Genomic DNA, 24,218 nt, shown 5'->3' with positions numbered 1-24,218 from the left:
TTTTTAACTTACCAAGGTTTGTTGGTGCCTTGTAGCAACCAAGACTTTGACCAAGGGCTGTTTTCATTGTCAGCCTGCGAATGTGCCGTTTTCTCTATACGACGTAAGGCTTCTTCAGCATTCGCCTGGTTCACGGTGAGCTCCGTTTGCATGTAAGGCAAACGAAGGGGCAATACGGTACGTTTTGCCGCTGGTCCAGCTTTCAAAGCAGGAAATCCTGTACGACGGTAGTCAAACCAAGATTGTGCTGCTGTAGACCAACTCGCTATCCATTTTTGTTCTATAATTTGCTGTTGCGTACCCGCAAAAGCAACAGTTGCTTGCTGGATATAGATATTGTAGTTCGCACTTTTACCCCATACGTCGAAAGAGTTTTTCACCGCTTGTTCGTAATATTCTTTAGCCGTTCCTTGTGTTTTCCACCCTTTTACAGCAGCTTCGGCTAAAATGAAATTAACCTCAGCAGCCGTTAGCAAACGTGCTCTCAACAAAGGTCCTTCAGCTTTTTGATAAATCTCGTTTAAGTAGGAAACGTGAGGATTCACCGACGACTGTCCTGGCGTTGGGTTTAAATTATAGGTCGAAGGATTTTGTGACACACTCGGTGGTAACCCCACATAGTCGGTATTCGTATTGATCGCAATACCTTGCACCACATCGGATGAAACTAGACGCACACCATTAACAATTTTATCCGTTTTTGCGGGCAGCGTAGCATCTACTTGAATAGGTATCTCTACTCTTTTTGCCCAAACAGTTAAGCGTGGATCTTGTAGCGCACGCAGGCGCTCCACCAAGGTAGCACACATCTTCAAACGACGATAGTTACTACCTCCCGAATCATAAACTGTATTTGATGGCCAAGAGTCACCACTATTTTTGCCGACATAAGCCATCGATGGTTCATCCGCAATTTGGGTAATAACAGGGTATTTATCAGGCTGACCTAAAATTGTTTCTAAAGTTTGACGAGCAAATGCTGGATCTTTCTCCGAAAGACGCATCGCATAACGAAGGATTAATGAATTTGCTAAGCGACGCCATTTTGAAGCCTTTCCAGCAAAAAACACATCCGCATTTGGGAGAACAGATTCATAGGCACCATCAGCCTTTGACAGCACATCATTCGCTTGTAATAACTCATTAATGATGCCTTTATAAATCACATCTTGCTGATCATATTTTGGGAATCTGTATTTCACATCATTTTGATCTCCTTTTACAGCATCCGTATAGGGAGCATCGCCCCACAAATCGGTAATTAATCCAAATGTATAGCCACGAACGACTAATGCTACACCTTGATGAAATTCCCATCCTAAGGTCTCCGCACGTTTACGCATCAACTCATTATTACGCAATATCCCGTAATAACCTTCCCAGCTCAAGATTCCTCCCGTCCAGGAGTAATCGTTATGACCTGCAAACCAAGCATCCATCTGCGTATGTTGCATCACACCCCCTAAATCGGTGAAGCTCAAATTTTCATAACTCGTGCCAAGACCTGTCAACACCGTTGACATCAGCAAGTTGGGATTCGCGAGTTCCTCACTAGGGCCATTTGGATCTTTATTCAATTCCGTTAAATCATGGCAGCCCGTAAAACTTAGGCCGAAGGCCAAGACTAACAAGGTCCGTTGTATATGATTCCAATATTTTATCATTGCTATTTCTTTCTTAAAAACCATGGGTTTAATCATTAAAAAGTAAGGTTTAACTTAAAGCCAATTGGCATAGACCAAGGCGTCACATTATAACGTTCAATACCTTGTTTAAAGGAACCTGCCTCTGGTTGAAAGGCTTGTTCAGGGTCAATACCTATGTTCGCTTTTGTCCATAAAATTAAGTTCCGCGTATACACGCCTACAGATCCGCCAGATACACCAAGTTTCTTCAACCAGTTGCCTGTCATATCGTAGCTGAAAGAGAGCTCTCTCAATTTGATGAAAGAAGCATCAAATGTAGAAGCGCTCATAAAATCCCATGGATAATCATCTGAATAAGCAATATACTTTGTTCCTGCTCCACCTAAATTCTCGGTATAACCGGTAATATTTCCTTTCGCATCATACTGCGCAATCACCCCTGGATTGAAAACACCATAGTTTCCTGAATATTTCCCGAAATCGACAGGAAAGCCACCATACTCATCACCAGGACCACCAACGATAGGGAAGAAATTACCTTTCACACGTACTAAATCATTATTAACTAAGTGATCGCGCAAAGCAGCACCTTCCAATCCATTTGGATTGATTAGTCGGTCAAGGAAGCGCTGTGTCGTTAAGTTAGACTCGAAATAACGATAGGTCTGCGACATAAACTTACCGCCAAAGCGCATATCCGCCGCGATATTCATGGTAAACTTTTTATAGCGTACACTAGACTGTACACCCATCGTAAAACTAGGGTTAAAGTTTCCGATTTTATTTCTCGCATTGTTGATACGAATAGCTTGCCATCCACCGTCTTTATCTAAAATAGGGTACCCGAAATACGGTGAACTAGGGTCCTCAACAGTAACCAATTGCGAATCGTACAAATCACCAATCTCCTCACCCAGATAGGTACGTGCTCCACCTCTACCTTCCGTCCAGAACGTATGGAATTTCATACCATCAGAAAGCTCGTTAAGGCGTGTACGGTTGCGTGACCAGTTTACGCCGATATCCCAAGTCCAATCTTCTTTTTGAATAGGACGACCTGTTAATGCCAACTCAAGCCCTTTACTTGTCAGTAAGCCGGCGTTGATATTCACCGAATTATAGCCACTCGACGGCGGTAAAGTCGTCTGCATAATTTGGTTTGTATTTTCGATACGGTAATAGGTTCCTTCAAATTTCAAGCGGTTGTTCCATAAACCAATATCAGTACCAAACTCAAAAGAAGTTGCTAATTCAGGCTTTAAATTTGGTGTCCTTAATCCGCCTGAACGGCCCATACGAATCACATCGCCCCAACCGCCAGCATTACCTAAAGTATTGTACAAGTTGTAAGGAGACGTATCGTTACCTACACGCGCAATACCACCTCGCAATTTGAATAAGCTAATTGTTTTTGGCAGTTCAAACACCTTATCGGCTAACACACTTAAAGAAGCGGACGGGTAGAAATAAGATCTATTATTGGCAGGTAGCGTACTCGACCAATCATTTCTTCCTGTTACATCTAAATAAACCATATCACGGTAGCTGACATTTAATAAGCCATAGATACTGTTTACCGCTTTTTCAGACAGGGAACTAGCATAATCCAAGCTGGAGGGAGCGATATTTGATAAGGTGTATAAATCTGGAGTAATTAATCCGGTTTTATTTTTAGAGGTATTTGACACGGCAGTACCGCGATAATAGCGGGTATTACCACCTACAGATGCTGAAAAATCAAAATCACCGACTTTTTTCTTATACGTTGACAAGAAATCGGCATTTTGCTCACTATTCATAAGGTTAACAAGACCATAAGCACCACGAGGCTCATTGGTGTAACTAAATGGAATTTTAGTTTCCCTATTCTCCCAATATATATCTGCGGCATAGCGAACCATTAACGTCCAATCACGCATAATGTTCCAATCTAAGCGCAGGTTTCCAAAAACACGATCGCGTGTAAATGCATTGTTCACCCCGTAGGCTAAGAAATATGGATTGTCCTTCTCTCCAGGAGCGGTACTCAATTGCTTTAACCCTTCTTGCCCCGGTACCCAGTAGTTTTTTAAATCTAGAATATTAATGTGTGGAGCTACAGCATAAGCTGCTTGCAAAGGATTCGTCCCTCTGTTACCTGCAGGACGGTTATTGGAATAGTTACGACTTCCGTCTACCTGTAACCCCAACGTTACTTTATCACTCAGTCGCATCGATGAATTTACATTCAAGGAGTTTCTAAACAAGTCTGAGTTGGGAACAATACCACGATTACTCATATTGGTATAGGAGAATCTATAATCTACCTTCTCACTTTTATTGGCTACAGAAAGTCCATTGGTGGATGTTATCCCCGTTTGTACGAAATTCTTGATATTATCAGGGTAAGATTTCAACTCCGTTGGAATACGTTTTCCATCTTGCCCAATAGGACTATTCCATTGAATAGCTTTATAGCCTTTATCTAGTGCTGGCCCAACCATCACACTGGACATCTCATCAATAGTCAAATCGCCCGTAGATTCACCTGGTTTCAAAGGCATCGTTCCACTCGCAAACTTATTATGCAAGGAGATAAATTTGTAAGGGATATCCAATACCGTATTGCTCGTTACGGAGATCGTCATCTTCTCGGCGGTTTTACCACTCTTTGTCGTAATCAATACGACACCATTACCAGCACGCGAACCATATAAAGCCGCCGCACTAGGGCCTTTTAGGATAGAAATGCTCTCAATATCATCGGTGTTGATATTAGATATTGCATTACCATAATCCACCTTATTTCCATCACCAATCTGCCCTACGTTGCCAAAGCCATTCATTAGTGGTACGCCATCGACAACAAATAAAGGCTGATTATCGCCTAGGGAAGTCGCTCCACGGATAATCATACTTACCGATGAGCCTGTAGGACCTGCAGAACTGATGGACACGCCTGGCACTTTACCCGCCATAGCGACCATAAAGTTGTCATTCACCACACGGTTCATGTCTTCACCTTTGATACTACCGACCGAATAACCCAGGGAACGATCTTTACGTTTTATCCCTAAAGCCGTTACGACCACCTCTTCCAGGTCGCTACTTTTTTGTTCCATCACCAAGCGTTCCTGTTGCTTGCGCTGCGCATCAACACGCACCGTAGCACGGAACTCTTTATAGCCCATGTGGGTCACCACTAGGTTGTACGTACCTTCAGGAATTTGGCCTTCCGCTACCCCCTGCTCATTGGTAGAAAAGCTACGATTTAGGGATGTGATACGGATAGAAGCACCAGCAATAGGCGCTCCGTTTGCATCAACAATTTTTATATTTAACGGATAACTAGCTTGTTTACCTGTTTTTTGCACCAAGATAAAACCGCCTGCTTTCTGCTCGGCGACGATATTTGTTTCTTTTAAAATGTATTGTAAAATCTCATCAATCGGTGCATTTTGAAAAGAACGCTCTTGAACGCGCACGTTCTCTAATTTTAGTCCTTTAATATCATAGCCGATGGAGATTCCAGTTTCTTTGGCCAATTGCAATAAGGCTTGAGCCGCCGTACTACCCCCAAAACGAATACTTACACGCGTTGACAACTCTTGCCTCACGGTTTCATGTGTAACAGCCATCGCTGGTAGCGTACTGATTAGGCTAGCACTAAGCATAAGCCCCGTCGTTAATTGGGTAAGCTTTCCTTTTTTATACATATATTTGTGTTCGTGTTTTTTATAAACATGTGATTAAATGGTGCTCACTGAATGATTTCGCCGTCTGCCAGTTTGAGCACTTTTTTATTTTTCGGATCCTTTCCGATAAGCTTCTACTGGTAAAGTATTACTTCATGGTTTTTCCTCCTATATTTTAATTGATGAATGCTACATATCATATCCATTATATGCTCCAACGACTGTACGTTAGGCATCAATAATGTATATCGAAAATCAACGGTATTTAAATTTTCGCTTGCTAGGTGAACCCCAAAGCGATTGCTCAACAATTCTTGTAAATCTTTAAACGATGCTTGTTGAAAAAAGATACCTCCACGCGTCCATAGGTCGACATAAGCAGGTGTATTGCCTGTTAAGACGAAGGTTTGTGTCATTGAGTCATAGGCTAAGCCCTCTCCTTTGCGCAAGATATGTGCTAGCCCAGATGTATGCTGGCTTATTTTTACCACACCTGTCTTCACATCGACACGCATATCGTGTGACTCCTTAAGGTGACGTACATTGAAAGAGGTTCCTAGCACTTGAATGGTTAAATCGCCCGACTCGATGCGGAATGGATGAAGCGTATCACGATGCACATCAAAAAATGCCTCTCCACGTTCTAGATTGAGCTTACGATTTTTCGCATAACCGTCGGCACGATAGCTCAAGTGTGTATTTCCACCCAGCCAAATCACCGTACTATCGGGTAGACGGTATTGTTTTACTTCTCCAGCATGTGTTTGCACCTCGATTAAATCGCCTGACAGGCGGATTTTATACATACCTAAGTAAACGAATGTACCCAGCAAGAGTACAGCCGCTGCAACAAGCCAACGGTAAGAGGACTTTAAAGTACGCTGCGGTGCCGGTTGAACCTGCGCTTGCAAGCTCTCAAAAATATCTTGACGGATTTTCTCCTTATGATCTGCATGCTGAAAGGGATTTACTTTACCCCTGGAGATGGACTCATACCAAGCGTCTATCCCTGTTTTCTGCTGCTTGGAAAGTTTACCATCCAAATAATCGCGAAGGAGTTGTTTACGTTTTTCTAACTTCACTATTTCCTGATTTATATAGACAATACAGGAAGAAGGCTAGAAAGTACTTTAAGAAAAGATGGTGTTTATGTTAAAAAATCATGAACAATATAAGCACTGCTTAGGAATAGCAGAACGAGACTATTTTCCGTAAAACTTTGATTAAGGTCTTGCTTAAGTCTACGACGTGCTTCCGTCAGGTAATTCTTTACGGTTTGTTCTGCGATATTTAGCGCTTGCGCAATTTGCGTAATGGAATGATTATCATTGCGCATCAAGTATACTGCTTTTACCAAAGGAGGTAGTGCTGAAACCGATTTATCAACAAGCTGCTCGAGACGTTCATAATCACGAGGGCTATATTGACCTTCGTCGATGAACACATCCATACGCTGAGCTACTTGTTCCCAGACCTGTTTACGTACTTTTTCAGAAGCATAGTAGTTAAGGATTTTATTTTTAACAGCCTTCCATAGGTAAGGCTTTAACGAAGAATAATCGGTGCTTATAAGGTGCTTGCGCTCCCAGAGGTGTATGAAAACCTCCTGCACTACGTCTTTCGCTAATTCTTCATCTTGCACATGCTGAAAGGCACGCCGATAGAGTTCTTCCCAATAGCGGTCAAAAAAATAAGTAAAAGCCTGCGAATCTCCTTCTCGAAAACGGATCAGGTAGTCAGACTCAATACTTGGTTGGTTGGCGTTCACGCGGTAAAGATAAACATGCAAGGTTAGCTCAATATTAAATCTATAGACAAGTGTAGTTTTTTTTTAAATAAGGCCCTTTCATGGGTACAAACCTCCATACAAGTCTTTAAAATCGAACTATTATTTTCAGTGATTAATTAAAAAAGCGATTATTCTTCACCGGAATATGGCATTGATCCTTATACACTTGCCAGCCTCCAACCATCATGGCTCGCCATACATCAACCTTGAGACTATTAGAGTCTTTATCAAACAGCGCCGAAAAAGAACTTTTATACGTACCTACAATATCTCCTAGTGCATTTCCAAATTCGAAATCGATGCCGTTAAGTGAATAGCCTAAATAGAGAGAACCACTGGAGCCATATCCCCCATGTCGGGTACTCGTTACAAGCATCATCCATAGTTGACCCACCTTGCGTACTTCCAGATGCCATGGATCTTGACCACTTCCCCAGGGTCTATTTTTCACGTTTATCTTTACATAGTTTACATCACGTATAAGATCAGGATATTGATTCGGAGAAGAAGAAACAATTCTACGAATCGCTATTTCGTTAAAATAATTACCAGCAATGGGTTCGCCCGTACTTATCGCATAGGTATAATATTTATCATTATCCTTGATAACAGAAGGAGCAATCATATCAATTCCTTTAAACGGCCACTGGCAAACAAGCTTATCATCGGTCCATCGTTGTCCATCTGTAGTTTCTGTCACCAACAATGATCGGTCCGTCGGGAAAGAGCTTTTCCGATAATAACACAATAGCTTCTTGTTGTCGAGCAACAAGTTAACATCTGAATTATAAGCGACGCCTTCGGGACATGGGGTAATCGGATTTATACCTCCAGCGGGTTCCATCCAATTATTGCCATCCACCGAATGAAATATATGTGGATTTTCATACTGACTATCCCCTCCAGGATAAGGCGTTATCGCCATCCAATAAGGAAAAGAATTCCACTTCTCAGGGATATACAAAACAGAAGGATGCGTCCATCCCGTTTTTGCTAACATAATACTAGGGCGATCACCATCAGCATTTGCACGACCATAGGCCGTCGAAACGAAACTCAAAGGGTTGCTCCCTTTAGTATAACTTAGTCGATCTAAATCTAGAATTTCAAACTTGTTGTTTTTGGTTTTGTCGCCAGGCTTAAGATGCTCCTCCTTACTACAGGAACAAATGAAAACAAGCAAAATGAAATACGTAATTCGCTTCACCTTTTAAAGGATTTAGTGTACAATAAAAAAACGGATAAAGTTATTTTATTTTTTCATTTTCCAATAGGGTGAACAAAAATATTTTATCTATCACCAGAAAAGACTACAAAAACTCATTATCAGCAGCTTGAAGCCCTTATTTTAAATTCAAAAAGCAAGGCATTTTAATACGTTATAAAAAAATAGGGCAACACTCTATGTGTTGCCCTATCTATAATTCCGTTTGGATAAGCTAAATTATCTTCTTTCGTTGTATACACCAACCTCAGTCAATACGGCTTGTGCTTTAGTTTTTTCGATGTTCAAACGAACTTTCTTTCCAATTACGGTATCGAATCTAAACACTTTGATACGACCTTGAACACTAGGTTTAGCATTGATCGGGTACCATTTTCCATCTTTCAAATACTCAACTTGGTAGCTTGATGAATGATCTTTACCTTCAGTAACAACAATTGTATTGAACGATTTAGAACGATCAAATGTCAACTCGTACCATGGTTTACCTGGATCTGCAGCATTAGAAACCCAAGAACTATTGAAACTATCATCATTGGCAAAGTCCATGATATTCATATCATCACTCCAACTACTATTACTGACTACTTTTTTAGCAATGTTGCTTGCAATAATAGGGTATTCATACTTTGGAAGCTCTTTATAGTTCGTGTTGTTTGTATAATGCTTACCAATCTCTGCTAAAGCATCTAAAGCATTCTTATCGATTGTACCGTCCGCATTTGGCGCAACATTCAACATGAAGTTACAGTAAGCTTGGTTGTAGGGGATGATGAACTCTTCCACCAATTTCTTAGCATCTTTAACAGGAGTCGTTGGAAAATTTTTCTTCCAGAACCAATTTTGCTGCAATGGTAAACAAGCCATAGCAGGCAATTTGTTGTGCTCTTTAGAGATAAACTGACCAGCACCTTGCTCGTATGATTTAATATCCGTGTAGAACAATAAGTCACCAGGATATTTCGCGGAGTTCAAGTCCATCACTAAACAGTTTGGCTGAAGTGATTTTACCAAGAAGTAGATATCATCAAAAGGAATATCATCATATTAAATACGCGACCATGGCGCATCCCAACCATCGATAACCAAGGCATCAATCTTGCCATATTTCGTCAAAAGCTCGGTAATCTGGGCTTTAATTAAGTCGATTTGCTGTTCTGTAATTTGGTTAGGACGAATACCTTGGTGTGTATCCAAAATAGAATAGTAAAGCATGACACTTAAGTTATTCTTGCGGAAGGCATCGGTAAATTCTTTCACAACGTCTCTCCCAAAAGGGGTATTCATCACGTTATAATCCGTTGTCTTCGTATCCCAAATTGGGAAACCACTATGGTGCTTTGTTGTTAAACAGCCGTAGGTCATTTTCGCAGATTTCGCCGCTTTAGCCCATTGATCGGCATCCAACTTCGGAGAATTAAACAATTTTAAAGAAGCATTGGGATCAGACCAGTCTTGATCCATAAACGTAGGCATACCATAATGGATAAACATACCAAAGCCAAGATTTACAAAGTCCAATTGGTTTTTACGCAATTGAGCCTCTAGGGGCTGTGTCTGTCCGCACACCTGACCCAAGGTCAACATATTAAGTAAAACAAACAGATAAGTAACAAAGTAGGTTTTGTTCATAATTTATTGATTTTAATTTACCTACAAACATAGGGTACAAACCCCTCAATTAAACTTAACGAATACCTAAATAATGCTTAACAAAAGCTTAACAGAGACGCTGAAATAGAGAATTTATCCTAGATTTAGATCATGAAAGTCAAAGACAATCCGATAGTATATAAATGGATATTGGTCCTTAGCTCTATAGCTTTAACCTTTATGGTGACTTTTTTGGTGTTCAATACATACAAACTAAAAGATGAAAGCTTTCACACCTTCCAAAAAGAAAGCATGGTTGCCGCCTATGGCCACTACATCAAGAATGATAAATTATTCCCGGGAGGAAATGCGATTTTTACAGACTATTTTGAGAAGCATCTTCCCCATTTATTTACCATAGAAGATAAAGGCACCTTTGAAAAAACGAAAGATAGTGTTGTCAATGAGCTCATTAACCACCTGCGACAAGCAAGTAATTTTGACGCTATATTTGATCAGATTCTTACCGACCAGCATTTGGATAAAGACTTTATCTATAAACTTACTTTCGACAAACTGGAAATCATGAAAGATCCAGCCCAGGGCTGGTTTACCATCTATGGATCAGAGGACCCGTATGCTGGTGCCAGCATCGCCGGCACCTTAAAGAGGGTGTCTTCCAACAACCGAGCACTTCAACTATCGGTCAATGATAACCACGGTTATGACTATCGATTTACGTACAACTTGTATATAGACCGTCCAAACCGTGTTTTCCAGGTTATAAAGGACATGTCATTGGTCTTATTTTTCTCCATTTCCTGCATTGTCCTCACAATCCTGATTAACTACCGTACCTTTCAAAATTGGGTAAGCCAGCGTAAGGAGACACAGCTAAAGAACGATTTCATCCAGCATATTCGTCATGAGTTCAACACGCCGATAACCACAATTTTGGTCGCCGCGCGCACTTTAAATGAAATGCCGCTCCTCGGCAAAGATGCTAAAGATGTCTTCGAGACGAGTGCTATTATTGAGCGTCAAGGTATACGACTTCGTGGCTACGTAAAGCAAATTTTAACGTCCATTACGATGGAGGAGCAAGAACCTGAGCTTCTACATTTAGATATCAATAAGCTGACCTCGGCGTTATTACGCGATATCGTTTTGCGCTTTGAAGATAAAATAACGATTACCTACCAAAAGGCAGAAAAACCGTACCTAACTTGGGTAGATACACTTCTTTACCTGTGTATACTAGACAACTTAATAGAAAACGCCTATAAGTTCAATAAAGAAAAAGAAAAAAGCGTGCATATCTTCTGGAAGGAAGCTGGAAAAGATAGTGTGCATTTATGTGTGCAGGATAATGGTATCGGTATTAAAGACCAGGATATGGATTACATCTTCAAGAAGTTCTATCGATCGAAAAGCACACCAACCAAATCGGGCTTAGGGCTGGGGTTATACTATAGTTATTTATGTGCGACAAAGATGAATTGGCAGATTAAAACCATAGCGCACCAAGCACAAGGAACATTATTTGAAATTACCATTCCACTTAAAAGCGTGTAAGATGAAAGAACTTAAAGATATATTATTAGTTGAGGATGAACCTGCGTTAGGTGCTGTTTTATTACGTTATCTAAAAAGCCACGGCTACCAGGTGGAGTGGAGTCCTTCTGCCGAGGATGCCTTAAATAAATTTTTGGACTGCAACTTCCGTCTACTACTTATCGATGTGCAGCTTCCCGAAGAAGACGGCTTCCAGCTAGCCGATAAAGTCAAAAAACTATCATCTACACAGCCTTTACTTTTCTTAACAGCGATGAGCGGCAAAGAGAATAGAAAACGGGGCTTAGCACTAGGAGCTTTTGATTATATCGAAAAGCCCTTTGAAATGGATGAGCTCATGCTCAAAATACAGAATATACTTAACTTCACGACACAAAAACCTATAGACAACTCCAGCACAGAGGTAATCATGCTCGGCAATATGTCGTTCTATAGAAGTCGGCTAGCCCTCCTTGCTGCCGATGGGGAGCAGAAGAATATGACTGTACGGGAAGCAGAGATATTAGGCTTTTTAGTAGAGCGCAAGAATAGATTAGTCCTCAAAAAAGAAATACTATTAAAATTTTGGGGAGATGCCGATTACTTTAATGGCAAAAGCTTAGAAGTCTTTATCTCTAGGCTTCGCAAATTACTTAAAGAAGAACCTTCAATTAAAATAGACAGTATTTATGGTGCTGGTTATATCCTAATTACTAACGAATCCTAATACGTTTAGCTGTCATCCTTATCAAAAAGAAGCAACACGTTATCCATTATCGCCAAAAACCAAACACAAAAACCTAAAATACAGATTATTAAAACATGCTTTTATAAAGTTGAAATATAAAGCTTTAATATTTATATTTGCTCCGCAAAATTGTTCTTTCAAAGGGTGTTTGGAAAACAATGCGGATTATTTTAAACGTAAACTTATTAAAAGAGATTTTTAGCAGCAGCTAGTCATAATTTGAGTCTGGAAGCTCCTTGTTTTAGCATTTCCTCCAAAGTGCAACAATAGCCCATACGCATCTAAAGAAACTTAGAAGCCCTGATAGTAACGCCATGAAACTTACAAAAGAAAACCCATTTTTCTACAATAGAACATATCTCTATTTGCTTGGATTTTTAGTAACCCTAGTTATTACGTTCCTTGAAGTCTCGAAAGGAAGACATCATAATTTTATCGTCTTCGCCGGAGCTTCCCGTGATTTCTGGCTAGGTATAAGTCCCTACAGCGAAGCATGGATAGCCAACAATGGGCGTTTTTTCTTGTATATGCCTGACTTCTCTATCTTATTTAGTCCTTTTGCTATGCTACCCTCCTGGCTCGGTCCATTTGCATGGAATATATTTAACTTCAGTTTATTCTTCCTATCGATTTTTAATCTGCCCGCTTTTTTCAGCGAACGACAGAAAGCCAACATGTTCCTATTCACCTTTTTGATATTAGCGCAAAGTTTACTCTCTTTTCAATATAATATTACTGTAGCCTACATTTTCTTGTTCGCCTACAGCCTCCTTGAACGAAAACAATATTTCTGGGCAATTCTCCTGATTATGATATCTGGGATGACCAAGGTATACGGTATTTTTCAGTTGGGCTTATTACTTTGTTACCCGCAATTCTGGCGTAACATAGGTTATGTAGTAGTAACGGGCATTGCACTCTTTTTATTGCCCTTAGTAAAATTATCTCCATCAGAATTACTCCCTTACTATCAAGAATGGATAGATATTCTGTCGTTACACCATACGAGTCAGCTTTTTGATTCTATCTATTATGTAGAGCCTTTCTTGTCGCTCACAAAGCCGTACTATCGCTATGTGCAGCTTGGAGCTCTCTGCATTTTAGCCGTCATTTTACTTCTAAACCGCAAGAAATATGACAGTTGGGCCTTCCGCGCACAAGCATTGGGCGTACTGATGGGCTGGACAATTTTATTTAGCGATGCAGCAGAGAAACATACCTATGTTATTGCCCTTGCAGGCTATATGCTTTGGTATTGGAGCCTTACAGAACGTCAGAAAATAGATAAAATTTTCTTTTGGGCGGCCTTCGTGTTATTATGTGTCGTGCCTATCGATATTATTATACCGAAGCCTGTTATGAATATCATCTGTTATACGTTATGGCTAAATGTGTGGATATTCCTTTTTATATGGATAAGAATGGTATGGATAACCTTCTTACGCCACAGCAAGTCAAAAAATCAATTATTATATAATTTAGTATGCAACACTTCTACGACTTAGATATTGTACTTCCTTGTTACAATCCTCCTCCGGATTTTGTAGAAGTACTCAGCAGTAGATTCAATGAATTACAAGATGCTTACCCAGAGAAGCATTTTCGCCTCATTGTATCCAATGATGGCTCAGCGCGCAACTTTGGGCAAGCAGAGCAAGATGCACTACGTGCAACCATTACGAATTGCCTTATTGTAGATAACAAGGTGAACAAAGGAAAAGGAGCTGCCGTGCGTGCTGGAATAGCATGTTCCGACGCCCATTATACCCTTTATACGGATATTGATATGCCTTACTCTTTGGAGTCTATGTGTCATGTTATTGATCGCACCTTTTCGAACACCGATATTGTTATTGCCGTACGCAACATGAGCTACTATTCCAAATTGCTCCCATTGCGTCGTATCATGTCGCATGGCTCTCAGCTAATGAACCGTGTGTTTTTAGGTATTCCCTACACGGATACACAAGGGGGATTAAAGGGGCTATCTGCACGAGCACGACAAGTGATGCTGCGTACCAAAATAAACGACTTCCTTTTCGACACCGAATTTATCGTCCTTGGTGCTAAGCACAAAGATTTTCGTATCGAAAATGTAGAAACCAACCTTAGAGATGGTATCTTCATGTCTAGAATGTCCCTTTCGGTATTATTCCGTGAATCGATGAATTTTGTAAAAATAGCTTCATACCGATGATTGTTAACCTCACTTTTGATGTTGAAGAGTTTGACTTCCCTACCGAGTATGGTAAGGAGGTTCCTTTTGAAAGCCAACTTTCGGTATCAACCGATGGACTTATGTCTATCTTACAGGTGCTAGAAAAACATCACGCGAAAGCGACTTTCTATGTGACGGCAAACTATGCGCAGCATAAGAAGGCTCTTATCCAGGATATCCAACAAGCGGGCCATGAAATAGCTTCGCACGACTTTTACCATGCTCCAGGAAGTAAGCTACAACCTAAAGCCTCAAAAATAGCGCTCGAAGAAATTACAGGACAGCCTGTGTTGGGCTACCGATCACCACGCTTGGCTAAAGTAACGGTGCAAGAATTACAAGAAGCTGGTTACCGTTATAATTCGTCGATGAACCCCACGTGGATTCCTTCGCGCTATAATAACCTGAATAAACCAAGGTCTGTATACAAGGAAGATACGCTCGTTCAATACCCGACTTCGGTATCATGGCCTTTCCGTATACCGCTATTCTGGATTTCCTTTCATGTGATGCCTATTGGTTTTTACACTTCACTAGCGCTATCAGCGCTAAAGAAAGATGGGCATCTAAATTTGTATTTCCACCCTTGGGAATTTGCTGACCGACTAAAGGAAGAGGCTTTTGCGGTACCGGCTTATATTGCCAAATGCTCAGGAACCGAACTGGTTACTAAATTAGATCAGCTGATCACGGAGTTAAAAACGAAAGGCTGTGCCTTCCAAACGACTAAACAATACTTAGGTTTCGATGTCTAAAATAAAACAGCTTATTCAAAAGCTATTCTCCTATTCTATTATTCGCTTTATTTTTGTTGGCGGTATTGCGACGACCGTTAACTTCAGCATATATTACCCCTTAGTATATATCAATACAAACCCTACGCTAGCCTACCTGATGGCTTTTACGGTAAGTATTATATGTAACTATTTCCTATCGTCGTATTTTACGTTTCAGGTGAAACCTGAATTAAAGCGAGCTTTACAGTTCTTGGGCGCTCACCTGATAAACTTAGGAAATGAACTTCTTATACTTAATGTTTTAATTCACTCTGGCGTTAACAAGTATTATGCCCCTTTATTGGTTCTTGCGATCGCCTTCCCACTAAACTTTGTCATCGTGCGCTATGCGTTAAAAGGAAATTTTATGCTAAAGGTTTCAAAATTATTTGGCATAAATAAAGCCACACATTAAAAGAATTTTTCTGCTAATACTAACTGGTGGGCGGTGTGTAGACAAGAATCTCACCAGGCAAGCCATCGAAATCTTTAAACTCCCGAGAGACGAATCCTTGGTTGATTAGTATTTTTCGGGATGCTTCATTCTTAGGGTCAATAATCGCGAATACATATTTTAGCTCGGGATGGCCCTCCAGCTTTACCATAAGTTGCTGCGCTAAAATGGTTCCTATCCCCTTACCCCAAAATTCAGGCAGCAGGATGTAACCTAGCTCTACCTCTTCTGGGTTATCAATGGTTATTTCCAATTTACCTAAGCCCATAAAAGCGTCAGAAACCGCATCGAAGACCATGAAACTACCGAAATTTGCATGTTGTCTATTGCTAAACAACAGCTTCTCAAAGTCTGCTTCGGCCTCTTCCTGCGATAAAGCACGCTCGGTTATCATCGCCATAACACGCTCATCACCTACCAATTGATAGTAGGCAGAAAAATCCTCTCGGTTAAATTTCTTCAACCGTAGCGTTATACGTGTAGCTGTGTATTTAATGGTCATCTTCAATTAAGATACAAAAAACACACCAATTTTCCTATAGCTATAAAAAACAACGAGCCGGTATTTCTACCGACCCGTCGCCTCTATCTAATAATCAACCTATCCCAATAGGTGGACTACTTGAGGTATACTTTACGAATAGCTTTATTCGGAGCATCTAAAACATAGATTGTCCCATCTTTATCAACAGCCATATCGGTGATATTACCAAATTTAGCAACCAATAATGAACCGTCGACAAAACCATTTCCATTTGTTTTGTAAAGCGTTGTCGTACGTCTACTGGCAATATCTACCTCTCGAATATTGAATGAATAACGTTCTCCAACGCGGATTTTATTCTCGAAACGAACCATCGTTCCGATATTGTTAAACAAAGCGGATGTTCCATCTTGATAACCACCATCGGAGCTACCCACCCAGTCTGTTACGCGCGTACCGTTAGGGGTCATCAAATGAATAGAGTTTCCTGAACTTGAGCTTTGATCGGAATAGTAGAAGCTTCCATCGGTATCAATAGCCGTACGTGCAGTCACAGAAAATGCCTGTGCAAATCTCGAGTATACACCTGTCGGAATAACCTTTACTAAACCTGCAGAAAACGAATTATTGTTCGAAACATACAAATTACCAGCCTCATCGACAGACATATGTCCAGGCTTAAATCCGGACGCATGTATCGATCGCTGACCACTAGACGTGATTTTTACGATGTTGTCATTACCCATATCACCGATGTAAATGTTATTTTGCTTATCAATAACAATTCCGAAAGGCGTGTTAAAGGTAGCGTCGGCACCATTTGCCTGCAAGACAGACACTGCGCCTGCTGGTGTAATTTTCTTCACATTCTTATTGTTGGTATCCGTCACATACAGATTACCCTGCTGATCAATAGCGATCGCCGTCATGTAGCTCGCAAACAGTGATGTATTAGGACCTCCAGCTAAGGTTACCACTCCTGCACGGCGGAAATTAGTAGGCGCTACAGCTTCTTGACCATCGACTTTAACACGCACAGCACCGGTACTTAAACCCGCTGGCGCATCCAACACCAGCTTATTTTCCGTTGCTGTTTTCACCGGTGTCAATACACCATTGAAATACACTTGGTTTTCCGTTACATTCGTACTAAAACCTGTACCGGAGATGGTTACCTGCGTGCCCGCCATACCATTATCTGGCGTCATGCCGATGACACCTAAGTTCTGATCCTTAAACTGTGGCCCTTCGGTAACCTGATCATTAACAACCACACGTACCGTCCCCGACCCCGTACCACCCGGAATCTTTAGCTTTAATTCTTCGGCATTGGCCGAAATAACAGAAATAAGAACGTTGTTAATATACACCTTATTTTCACTCAAATCAGCACTAAACAGTTCGCCTGAGATCGTCATTTCCACATCTTTAGGCCCACTCAATGGGGATACGGTTCCAATAATAGGTTTACCAACAACCGTAAATGCGGGACCTGTAATTTTCTGATTGTTGATATTAACAGACAAAGGACCGGAGCTCACTTTATCGGGTGCTAAAACGACCAATTGCTTATCGGTCGATTCGACAACGACAGCTCGCTCCCCATTGAAGTCTACAATATTACCAACAGCCTGCTCTTCAAAACCAACACCGCTGATTACAACACGTGTACCTTTACCTCCCGACAACGGCTTAATGCCATATACCGCTTGATACTTGAAATTTTGACCTTTAGACTCTTTACCTTCTACTTTCACCGAAACTGGACCAAAGCCAGCTTCATCAGGGACTTCCGCAACGATAACCTTATCGGAAACACTAACAACAAGTGCTTTTTTACCATTAATAGACACCTCCGCTAATCCAGCTGTACTACCAAAGCCCTCTCCTTCAATCCGTATCTGCGTTCCTTCCATACCATTCGTAGGAAAGATTGTGCTTACCGTCAAGTCTTGGTATGTATAGGTACCGATAGACAACACTTTCTCTTGATACTTAACTTCAAGCTTCCCGCTCGCACCACCCTCCGGCATCCGCAATACCAAATAATCAGCTGTAGCACTGATCACTTCGGCATCTTTACCTGCAATGGTCGCTTTATAATCTGCGATGGAAGTCGAAAAGCCAGACCCAGCAATCGTTACCAACGTACCTGCCCTTCCCGAATTCGGGTAATAATCCTTTACGACTAACTCTGGCTGTGGTGCGGTGCCTTCCTTTTTTTCACAACTGACGAACCCCAAAATACTGAGGAACAAAATCATCGTTAGTTTAATAGTGTGTTTCATATTTCATGTATTTGGTCCTTTATAAGCGCCTAGCAAAGGAAGACCGAAGCCTTTCCTTCACCTACTGCGCTTTTTCGACCTGTTTATGATCAATCGTTTATAGTTTGTGATAAAACATCCTTTAGAAGGTATATCTTACGCCAAACTGCATTTGTGTTCTCGAGTTAAAATAGTCGATACTATACGGCTGTCCTGGATCTGCAAATGTAAATACAGGCCAACTTCCACCATTCTGCTGCGGCGGAAACAAGGAAGGCGTCAAGCCCACACTGCTCGTCGAGTTGAATGTATTTGGAGAGAAATACTGAACTCCCCATTTTTTGTATAGTAAATTAGTAACATTGATAATATCCGCTGAAAGCGTAATAAATTGACCTTTATTTTTGTTGACCGGAATGTCATGCGCAATCTTCACGTCTGCCTGCACATTCCATGGTGTTCTACCCATGTTACGCTCTGTATATTTACCACGACGACTACTTAAGTAATCATTACCGTCTATAAACTTATTAAAAGCCGCTGCTTGCTGAACTGCTGTAGCACCACCCTCCATATCTTTGAAGTAACGAATAGCTTCATTTTGCTGTGGCACATACACGATAGAAACTTGCTGTGGCAATCCTTGGATATTATTGTTTACCACCCCATAGGTAAATGGGCTTCCCGACTGTGCACTAAAGAATAGCGTGAAATTTGTCTTACCCGCCGATCTCCATTGCTGACTATAGTTGAAGCTCGTAATGATACGATGACGAATATCAAAGTTACTTGCTGCTAACTTTGGATTATTCGGTACTAAAGCCTGATTCAACTGCCAGTTACTCTCCATCGAGTTACGCACCCCATTACTTAAGTCTTTAGATTCGCCATAAGTGTAGCTTGCTGTAGCTTGGAAATTTTGACCTACCGACTTGCTCACCGTTGCTGTCAAACTATAACGGTACCCTTCACTCGCATTACTCAATAAATAGATATTCGAGAAACGACTGTCCACAGCACCGCTATAAACAGGCTGTTGGTGTTCCTTATCATAGCCATACCAAGTTGGGTTGTCCTTCGTATTCAACTGTTGAAACATAACATCTTTAATGTTTCGTGTATACATCCCTTCAAGGGTAAACTTCCAGTTGTTTGCCGCTTCATAATCGAAGCCTAAGCTTGTACGAAACACCTGCGGCAACACAAAGTCATTATCCACTAAATCCACTTGTGTCTTCCCACTATTCGGGTTAGTCACGTCAGCACCATTCTGCGCAATAAAATCGGCCAACCCATTCGGACTAGGCTTAATAGCGTCCGAACCGGGTACAAACGGCTTTTGATCAGCACGCTGGTCGAAAGCACCATACGTATCACCCGTATTGTAATAGGCATAGGCCAACCAAGCAAATGGAACACGGCCTGTAAACAAACCAGCACCTCCACGAATCACCAAGCGACGATCTTCTGTAGCTTCCCAACGGAAACCTACACGTGGCGATACCTGCACACGATTTAAGAAATCATTCTTAATACGGCTTAATGGGGTATACTGATAGGTCGTACCGAAGTAAGGGTCAGCCTGTGCATTTTTCACCTTATCACTTAAGGTTGGCATTTCTGGAAGATACGTCCAGTCGGCACGTAAACCCGGTGTGATACGTAAACGATCGTTGATGCGGATCTCATCCTGCACGTAGATACTATACATTTGAATACCGAAATCTGCCGCTGGGTTATTTTGGATGTATTCTCTTGTGTTGTTTTTGTAGTTGTAGCTACCACGCACACGGTACGGGTTATTACTTAAAAAGTCTTCAATATTATTAAAGTCGACACGTCCATTCCAAGCGTTCACAAATCCATAACGGATGTTGTAAAGCTCATTATGCGTTCCGAAAAGCAATTTATGCGCCCCGATATTATAATTTATATTCGCCGTTAACTCCAAGGTACGTTGTTGCATCTTGAAAATACTAGCCTCTCTATCGGTACCTAGATAAATCGTTGTTCCTGGCGTACGTCCTTGAATCTGTACTTGCGGTAAGGTAGGGTCACTCAATGGGTCACGACTATCATTAACTACCGTATAACCAATAACAGCATTACCAGACAGAGAATTACTGAAACGGCTCTTCAATTCAGCCACGGTACTCGTCTGATTGTTGGTTTGCTGGAAAGTCATACTCGAGAATCGGAAATCTTGCTGATCACGATCCATATGTGTAGCCTTACTAAAAATGGTATTGTTACGTACCGCCAATTGATGCTTATCATTAATATTCCAGTCCAAACGATTAAAGAACTTCGTCGATTTTGACCAATTCGTATACACATCGGCAGTACCCGCGTCGAAGATATTGCCATAGCGCCCTTTAACGGCCGATGAAATAGCCTCCGCATCAGCCACACTCAAAATATGAGCCGTCTCCGCCTGTCCGATACTCAACTGCGTAGGGTCATTACGATGGGTTATCTCCTCATTACTGAAGAAGAAAAGCTTGTCTTTAATGATTGGAAAACCGATACGGAAACCTGCTTGATAGTCATTAAAGTCACTATTCATCTTGCCTAAACTCCCTACGCGATCTTTACCAACCACGGCAGCATTACGCCCGAATCCATATACAGAACCCTCCACCTTGTTGGTACCACTACGCGTTACCGCATTGACAGATCCACCCGTGAAATTACCAATCTTCACATCGTAAGGCGCTAGGTATACTTGCATATCCTGAATCGCATCGATAGAAATCGGATTCGTACGTGTGCTACTACCAGCCATCCCCGAAGTACCTGTCTGCCCACCTAGCGAGGGACTAAAGCCGATGGCATCGTTGTTAACAGCACCATCTACAGTAACGTTGTTATAACGAAAGTTCGCTCCACCAAAGCTATTATCTTTACTCGCCTGCGGCGTAAGACGTGTTACATCCGTAATCGAACGGCTAACCGATGGCATATTACGCACCTGCTCTCCGCTGATATTCTTTCCTGCGCCATAGCTATCCGCACGCTGGCGTTGTGCCCGTGCCGACACCACCACTTCATCCAATTTTTGGGAGGAGTTACCCAAGATGAAATTTAACTCCTGTGCGCCACCAAGACGAATAAAAACCTCCGACTTCACTTCCGTTTGTTGGCCTACCATATTTACCGTAACCTCGTAGGGGCCACCAATACGCATGTTATTGATGGTAAATCGGCCGTTTTTGTCTGTCGACAATGCATAGCGAGTTCCCGACGGCGTGTGTATGGCCTCTATCGTGGCGCCCACCAACGGTTGCTGTGTGGCATCAGCCACACGCCCCGTTAAGGCACCTGAAGTTTCCTGTGCCCACGTTAATGTCGGTGTAATAAAACATAGAAGGAGTGCCACTATAATACTAGGCCAACTCTTTATTTGATGAATAAAATTCATTTTTCTGTTCCTTAATAGTTGATTATTGGGTAATACGTAAGGCTTGATCAACAATATGCAACACGCCATTACCCGTTAAAATATCCTGTTTTATCACGCTTACCGCCGTTGTATTTCCGAGCCCTTTTAAGGTAATTCCATCAAATAAGCTTGTGGAGCCAGTCGCTTTTTTTAGCGTAATGGCAACACTATTACCATCCAGCATCGCTTGTCGGGAAACATTACTCGGCCCTGTACTCAAGATATAATCATAGATAAAACGTCGGTCTCTAACGATATGGTAGTCTACCAAACGTTTAAGCTCTTCTACGGCTATGCCTTCAATCTGCTGAACTGTTCTATACCCTAAAGCTTCCATCGCCATATTGCTCGGTGCGAATACGGTGTATGGTCCATTTTCAGCCAGCGTTTGTGCCAATCCGGAGCGCTGCAACGCTTGTGCAAACAAAGTGATATTCGGCTGTGCAACGATAGCGTCCATAATTTTATCATGCTGATAAGGCGTAAGCACCCTATCCAATACTTGGATAATGCCGTTCGACGCCGGAATATTTGTCGCCACAACACGTGCCCCATTTAATGTCAAAACGGTATCTGCACCTTTAGCCCAGCGCGTTGCGAAGACTTTTCCACCGCGCGTACGAATCTCTTGATTGAAGAGAAATGGAAGCTTATTGAGTTCGTATTTACCATCCATAAGGTGGTACTTAACCAATTGAGAGACGACCGACGGTCGTTCACTCAAAATACTAACGGTGTTATTGTATCCTGCCTTCCCAAAGGCAGCATCCGAAGGAGCAAGCACCGTAATCGGTCCATCATTACTTTGGAGCTCTTTATCTAAGCCACTTACACGTAAAGAGGCGCTCAGTAACGAGAGATTAAAATTGTCGGCAATAACCATATTGAGCCTATTGCTATCATATGCTACCACAGTACTTTCCGCTTTATCACAGGATACAGTTAATACGCCCACAAACAGGACTGCATATAATTTATAGTGTTTTACGTACTGTCTCATCTATTTAAATTTAAATCCCTTGGGTACAAAAAGATTGTCAACAACATGGATAGGTCCATTTAAGGATAAAATATCGCCATCGATTACAGTTGCAGCAGGGGCATTACTACCTTTAATTTTGATTTGCACACGACCGCTGTTTACAGTAAACTCTAAAGGCATTTTGTAAGCATACTCTGGTCCCACATTGCCCGCCAAACTCACGTAGTAATCATTCAGTCTCGGGCCTAGATCGTTGCTAAAGAAAACAGTCGCATTCTGTATAGCGCGGTCACCTCCCGGTGATAGACGCTGAAAGAAACGACCAAAATCACGATGATAGTTATACAAAGTATCCATCGGATAACCGCCACGAATGTCAAAATACTCCTCATCAAAACGTGCATTACCATGTGTTAAATTGAAGTTGACAATATCCTCAACGGTATTAAAACCGACCTTACGAAAGGCTTCATCCGTTGGCGCAAACAAAGTAGAGACAACTAAATTTTGTCCAACATATCCTTCATAAATAGGACGTGTGAATGTCCAATCTTTCGTATAATAGGATCGGTAGAAGGCATAGGAGGTCATAAATTCGTCGTCATCTGGCGTATAGCCCAAATAAGGCTCCAGCTCGGGTGCGATAGTTTCAATAAACGCCCGATCAGTTAACCTTTGTGAGGCAACAAAGAGGTTGAAACGTCCATCTTCTTCTAAAACCTCCAACATTGTTTTCGTTGGTTTTTCGATGGTACTACTCAAAATATAGAGTCCTCCGTTGGTTGCCGGCGCATAATTTAGCTTTCCTGTTTTTTTGCCGTTGGCAAAGAGCTCGTCACCCTGAATTTTAAGATAGTAGCGATGATGGTACAAATCATAACTCACTGTACCTGGTACATTCCCATCATAATATTTTACGTAAACACCTGGTTTTGGCAATAACGATTTAACCATCAAGTTGTCGGAACGGTCTCGCAAATCCACAGGCTTCACATCACTCATGCTCACATACAGCAATAAGAGACTATCCACATTTGCCGCTGACATGGCTTGAATGCTAGCGACTGTCAGTCCTTTAGCTTGAAAAGCAGCATCTGAGGGTGCAAAAACCGTAAACCGTGCTCTTGTCCCTTTCTCTTGCATAATATTCTTAATGCTTCCTTTTTCCCAAGCGGCATAAAATGTTTTAAGCTCTGCGGCCTTAACCATCAAGTCTCCTAAGGAAGACTTTACCGTATCCGGGTATGGTACTTGCTCACCCTCCGGATCGGGCATAAATTCTCTTTTTTGACAAGCCGTAAAAAATAAGGCTGTTGCCAAAAACAATAATCCCCAGACCGGTATTAAATTCTTTCTGTTTTTCATT

Annotated in this window: 17 protein-coding genes and 1 pseudogene; 6 read left to right on the top strand and 12 right to left on the bottom strand. The window is 41.6% G+C overall.

Annotated features, from left to right (window positions below; all coding sequences use genetic code 11):
* Positions 1–8: 8 nt before the first annotated feature.
* The 7 genes and pseudogenes from WH223_RS13505 to WH223_RS13475 form a co-directional block, all read right to left on the bottom strand.
* Positions 9–1,700 carry a SusD/RagB family nutrient-binding outer membrane lipoprotein gene (locus WH223_RS13505; protein ID WP_340048256.1) on the bottom strand — a complete coding sequence of 564 codons (1,692 nt, stop codon included), beginning with the start codon at positions 1,698–1,700 and terminating at the stop codon, positions 9–11.
* Complete coding sequence (locus tag WH223_RS13500) at positions 1,700–5,341, bottom strand: SusC/RagA family TonB-linked outer membrane protein (RefSeq protein ID WP_340048255.1); 3,642 nt, start codon at positions 5,339–5,341, stop codon at positions 1,700–1,702. Before WH223_RS13500 ends, WH223_RS13505 begins: the two co-directional genes overlap by 1 nt.
* 113 nt (positions 5,342–5,454) lie before the next feature.
* On the bottom strand, positions 5,455–6,402 hold the full coding sequence (locus tag WH223_RS13495) for a FecR family protein (RefSeq protein WP_340048254.1): 948 nt from the start codon (positions 6,400–6,402) through the stop codon (positions 5,455–5,457).
* 65 nt (positions 6,403–6,467) lie between these two features.
* Positions 6,468–7,088 (bottom strand): RNA polymerase sigma factor, encoded by a 621-nt coding sequence (locus WH223_RS13490; RefSeq protein ID WP_340048253.1) that lies wholly within the window; start codon positions 7,086–7,088, stop codon positions 6,468–6,470.
* Between the two features lie 133 nt (positions 7,089–7,221).
* The gene (locus WH223_RS13485) at positions 7,222–8,316 is read right to left on the bottom strand and encodes a hypothetical protein (RefSeq protein ID WP_340048252.1); all 1,095 of its coding nucleotides are present in this window, start codon (positions 8,314–8,316) and stop codon (positions 7,222–7,224) included.
* 237 nt (positions 8,317–8,553) lie between these two features.
* Positions 8,554–8,934 carry a discoidin domain-containing protein gene (locus WH223_RS13480; protein WP_340048297.1) on the bottom strand — a complete coding sequence of 127 codons (381 nt, stop codon included), beginning with the start codon at positions 8,932–8,934 and terminating at the stop codon, positions 8,554–8,556.
* Between the two features lie 63 nt (positions 8,935–8,997).
* Positions 8,998–9,798, bottom strand: a pseudogene (locus tag WH223_RS13475) (alpha-L-fucosidase); the annotation flags it as partial.
* A gap of 300 nt (positions 9,799–10,098) precedes the next feature.
* Between WH223_RS13475 and WH223_RS13470 the strand changes: the two are divergent.
* The 6 genes from WH223_RS13470 to WH223_RS13445 all read left to right on the top strand — a co-directional run bounded on the left by WH223_RS13470 (position 10,099) and on the right by WH223_RS13445 (position 15,638).
* Positions 10,099–11,502: a sensor histidine kinase gene (locus WH223_RS13470; protein WP_340048251.1), complete on the top strand. Its 1,404-nt coding sequence runs from the start codon at positions 10,099–10,101 to the stop codon at positions 11,500–11,502.
* 1 nt (position 11,503) lies between these two features.
* Positions 11,504–12,208: a response regulator transcription factor gene (locus WH223_RS13465; RefSeq protein WP_340048250.1), complete on the top strand. Its 705-nt coding sequence runs from the start codon at positions 11,504–11,506 to the stop codon at positions 12,206–12,208.
* Positions 12,209–12,543: 335 nt separating this feature from the next.
* Positions 12,544–13,734, top strand: a complete 1,191-nt coding sequence (locus WH223_RS13460) for a glycosyltransferase family 87 protein (RefSeq protein ID WP_340048249.1) — start codon at positions 12,544–12,546, stop codon at positions 13,732–13,734.
* Positions 13,713–14,426, top strand: coding sequence for a glycosyltransferase (locus tag WH223_RS13455; RefSeq protein WP_340048248.1), 714 nt, complete (start codon positions 13,713–13,715; stop codon positions 14,424–14,426). Before WH223_RS13460 ends, WH223_RS13455 begins: the two co-directional genes overlap by 22 nt.
* Positions 14,423–15,202 carry a polysaccharide deacetylase family protein gene (locus WH223_RS13450; RefSeq protein WP_340048247.1) on the top strand — a complete coding sequence of 260 codons (780 nt, stop codon included), beginning with the start codon at positions 14,423–14,425 and terminating at the stop codon, positions 15,200–15,202. Before WH223_RS13455 ends, WH223_RS13450 begins: the two co-directional genes overlap by 4 nt.
* Positions 15,195–15,638: a GtrA family protein gene (locus WH223_RS13445; protein ID WP_340048246.1), complete on the top strand. Its 444-nt coding sequence runs from the start codon at positions 15,195–15,197 to the stop codon at positions 15,636–15,638. The genes WH223_RS13450 and WH223_RS13445 overlap by 8 nt, the downstream gene beginning before the upstream one ends.
* Before the next feature lie 19 nt (positions 15,639–15,657).
* On the opposite strand, the gene WH223_RS13440 is transcribed toward WH223_RS13445, so the two are convergent.
* The 5 genes from WH223_RS13440 to WH223_RS13420 all read right to left on the bottom strand — a co-directional run bounded on the left by WH223_RS13440 (position 15,658) and on the right by WH223_RS13420 (position 24,217).
* Positions 15,658–16,179: a GNAT family N-acetyltransferase gene (locus WH223_RS13440; protein ID WP_340048245.1), complete on the bottom strand. Its 522-nt coding sequence runs from the start codon at positions 16,177–16,179 to the stop codon at positions 15,658–15,660.
* A gap of 116 nt (positions 16,180–16,295) precedes the next feature.
* The gene (locus WH223_RS13435) at positions 16,296–18,449 is read right to left on the bottom strand and encodes an IPT/TIG domain-containing protein (protein WP_340048244.1); all 2,154 of its coding nucleotides are present in this window, start codon (positions 18,447–18,449) and stop codon (positions 16,296–16,298) included.
* A gap of 121 nt (positions 18,450–18,570) precedes the next feature.
* Entirely contained in the window at positions 18,571–21,849 is a 3,279-nt protein-coding gene (locus WH223_RS13430) for a TonB-dependent receptor (protein ID WP_340048243.1), read from the bottom strand.
* Between the two features lie 22 nt (positions 21,850–21,871).
* Complete coding sequence (locus WH223_RS13425; protein ID WP_340048242.1) at positions 21,872–22,870, bottom strand: fasciclin domain-containing protein; 999 nt, start codon at positions 22,868–22,870, stop codon at positions 21,872–21,874.
* Positions 22,871–24,217 (bottom strand): fasciclin domain-containing protein, encoded by a 1,347-nt coding sequence (locus WH223_RS13420; protein ID WP_340048241.1) that lies wholly within the window; start codon positions 24,215–24,217, stop codon positions 22,871–22,873.
* Position 24,218: the final 1 nt, after the last annotated feature.

The sequence above is a fragment of the Sphingobacterium sp. MYb382 genome (assembly GCF_037572665.1).
Classification (GTDB): Bacteria; Bacteroidota; Bacteroidia; order Sphingobacteriales; family Sphingobacteriaceae; genus Sphingobacterium.
This window is presented reverse-complemented; position numbering and strand designations above follow the sequence as displayed.

Excerpts from the sequence above, each read along its gene's own strand:
- WH223_RS13435 (WP_340048244.1), bottom strand. The coding sequence starts at position 18,449 with ATGAAACACACTATTAAACTAACGATGATTTTGTTCCTCAGTATTTTG.
- WH223_RS13460 (WP_340048249.1), top strand. The coding sequence starts at position 12,544 with ATGAAACTTACAAAAGAAAACCCATTTTTCTACAATAGAACATATCTC.
- WH223_RS13425 (WP_340048242.1), bottom strand. The coding sequence starts at position 22,870 with ATGAGACAGTACGTAAAACACTATAAATTATATGCAGTCCTGTTTGTG.
- WH223_RS13450 (WP_340048247.1), top strand. The coding sequence starts at position 14,423 with ATGATTGTTAACCTCACTTTTGATGTTGAAGAGTTTGACTTCCCTACC.
- WH223_RS13445 (WP_340048246.1), top strand. The coding sequence starts at position 15,195 with ATGTCTAAAATAAAACAGCTTATTCAAAAGCTATTCTCCTATTCTATT.
- WH223_RS13470 (WP_340048251.1), top strand. The coding sequence starts at position 10,099 with ATGAAAGTCAAAGACAATCCGATAGTATATAAATGGATATTGGTCCTT.
- WH223_RS13420 (WP_340048241.1), bottom strand. The coding sequence starts at position 24,217 with ATGAAAAACAGAAAGAATTTAATACCGGTCTGGGGATTATTGTTTTTG.
- WH223_RS13455 (WP_340048248.1), top strand. The coding sequence starts at position 13,713 with ATGCAACACTTCTACGACTTAGATATTGTACTTCCTTGTTACAATCCT.
- WH223_RS13500 (WP_340048255.1), bottom strand. The coding sequence starts at position 5,341 with ATGTATAAAAAAGGAAAGCTTACCCAATTAACGACGGGGCTTATGCTT.
- WH223_RS13430 (WP_340048243.1), bottom strand. The coding sequence starts at position 21,849 with ATGAATTTTATTCATCAAATAAAGAGTTGGCCTAGTATTATAGTGGCA.
- WH223_RS13465 (WP_340048250.1), top strand. The coding sequence starts at position 11,504 with ATGAAAGAACTTAAAGATATATTATTAGTTGAGGATGAACCTGCGTTA.
- WH223_RS13440 (WP_340048245.1), bottom strand. The coding sequence starts at position 16,179 with ATGACCATTAAATACACAGCTACACGTATAACGCTACGGTTGAAGAAA.
- WH223_RS13505 (WP_340048256.1), bottom strand. The coding sequence starts at position 1,700 with ATGATTAAACCCATGGTTTTTAAGAAAGAAATAGCAATGATAAAATAT.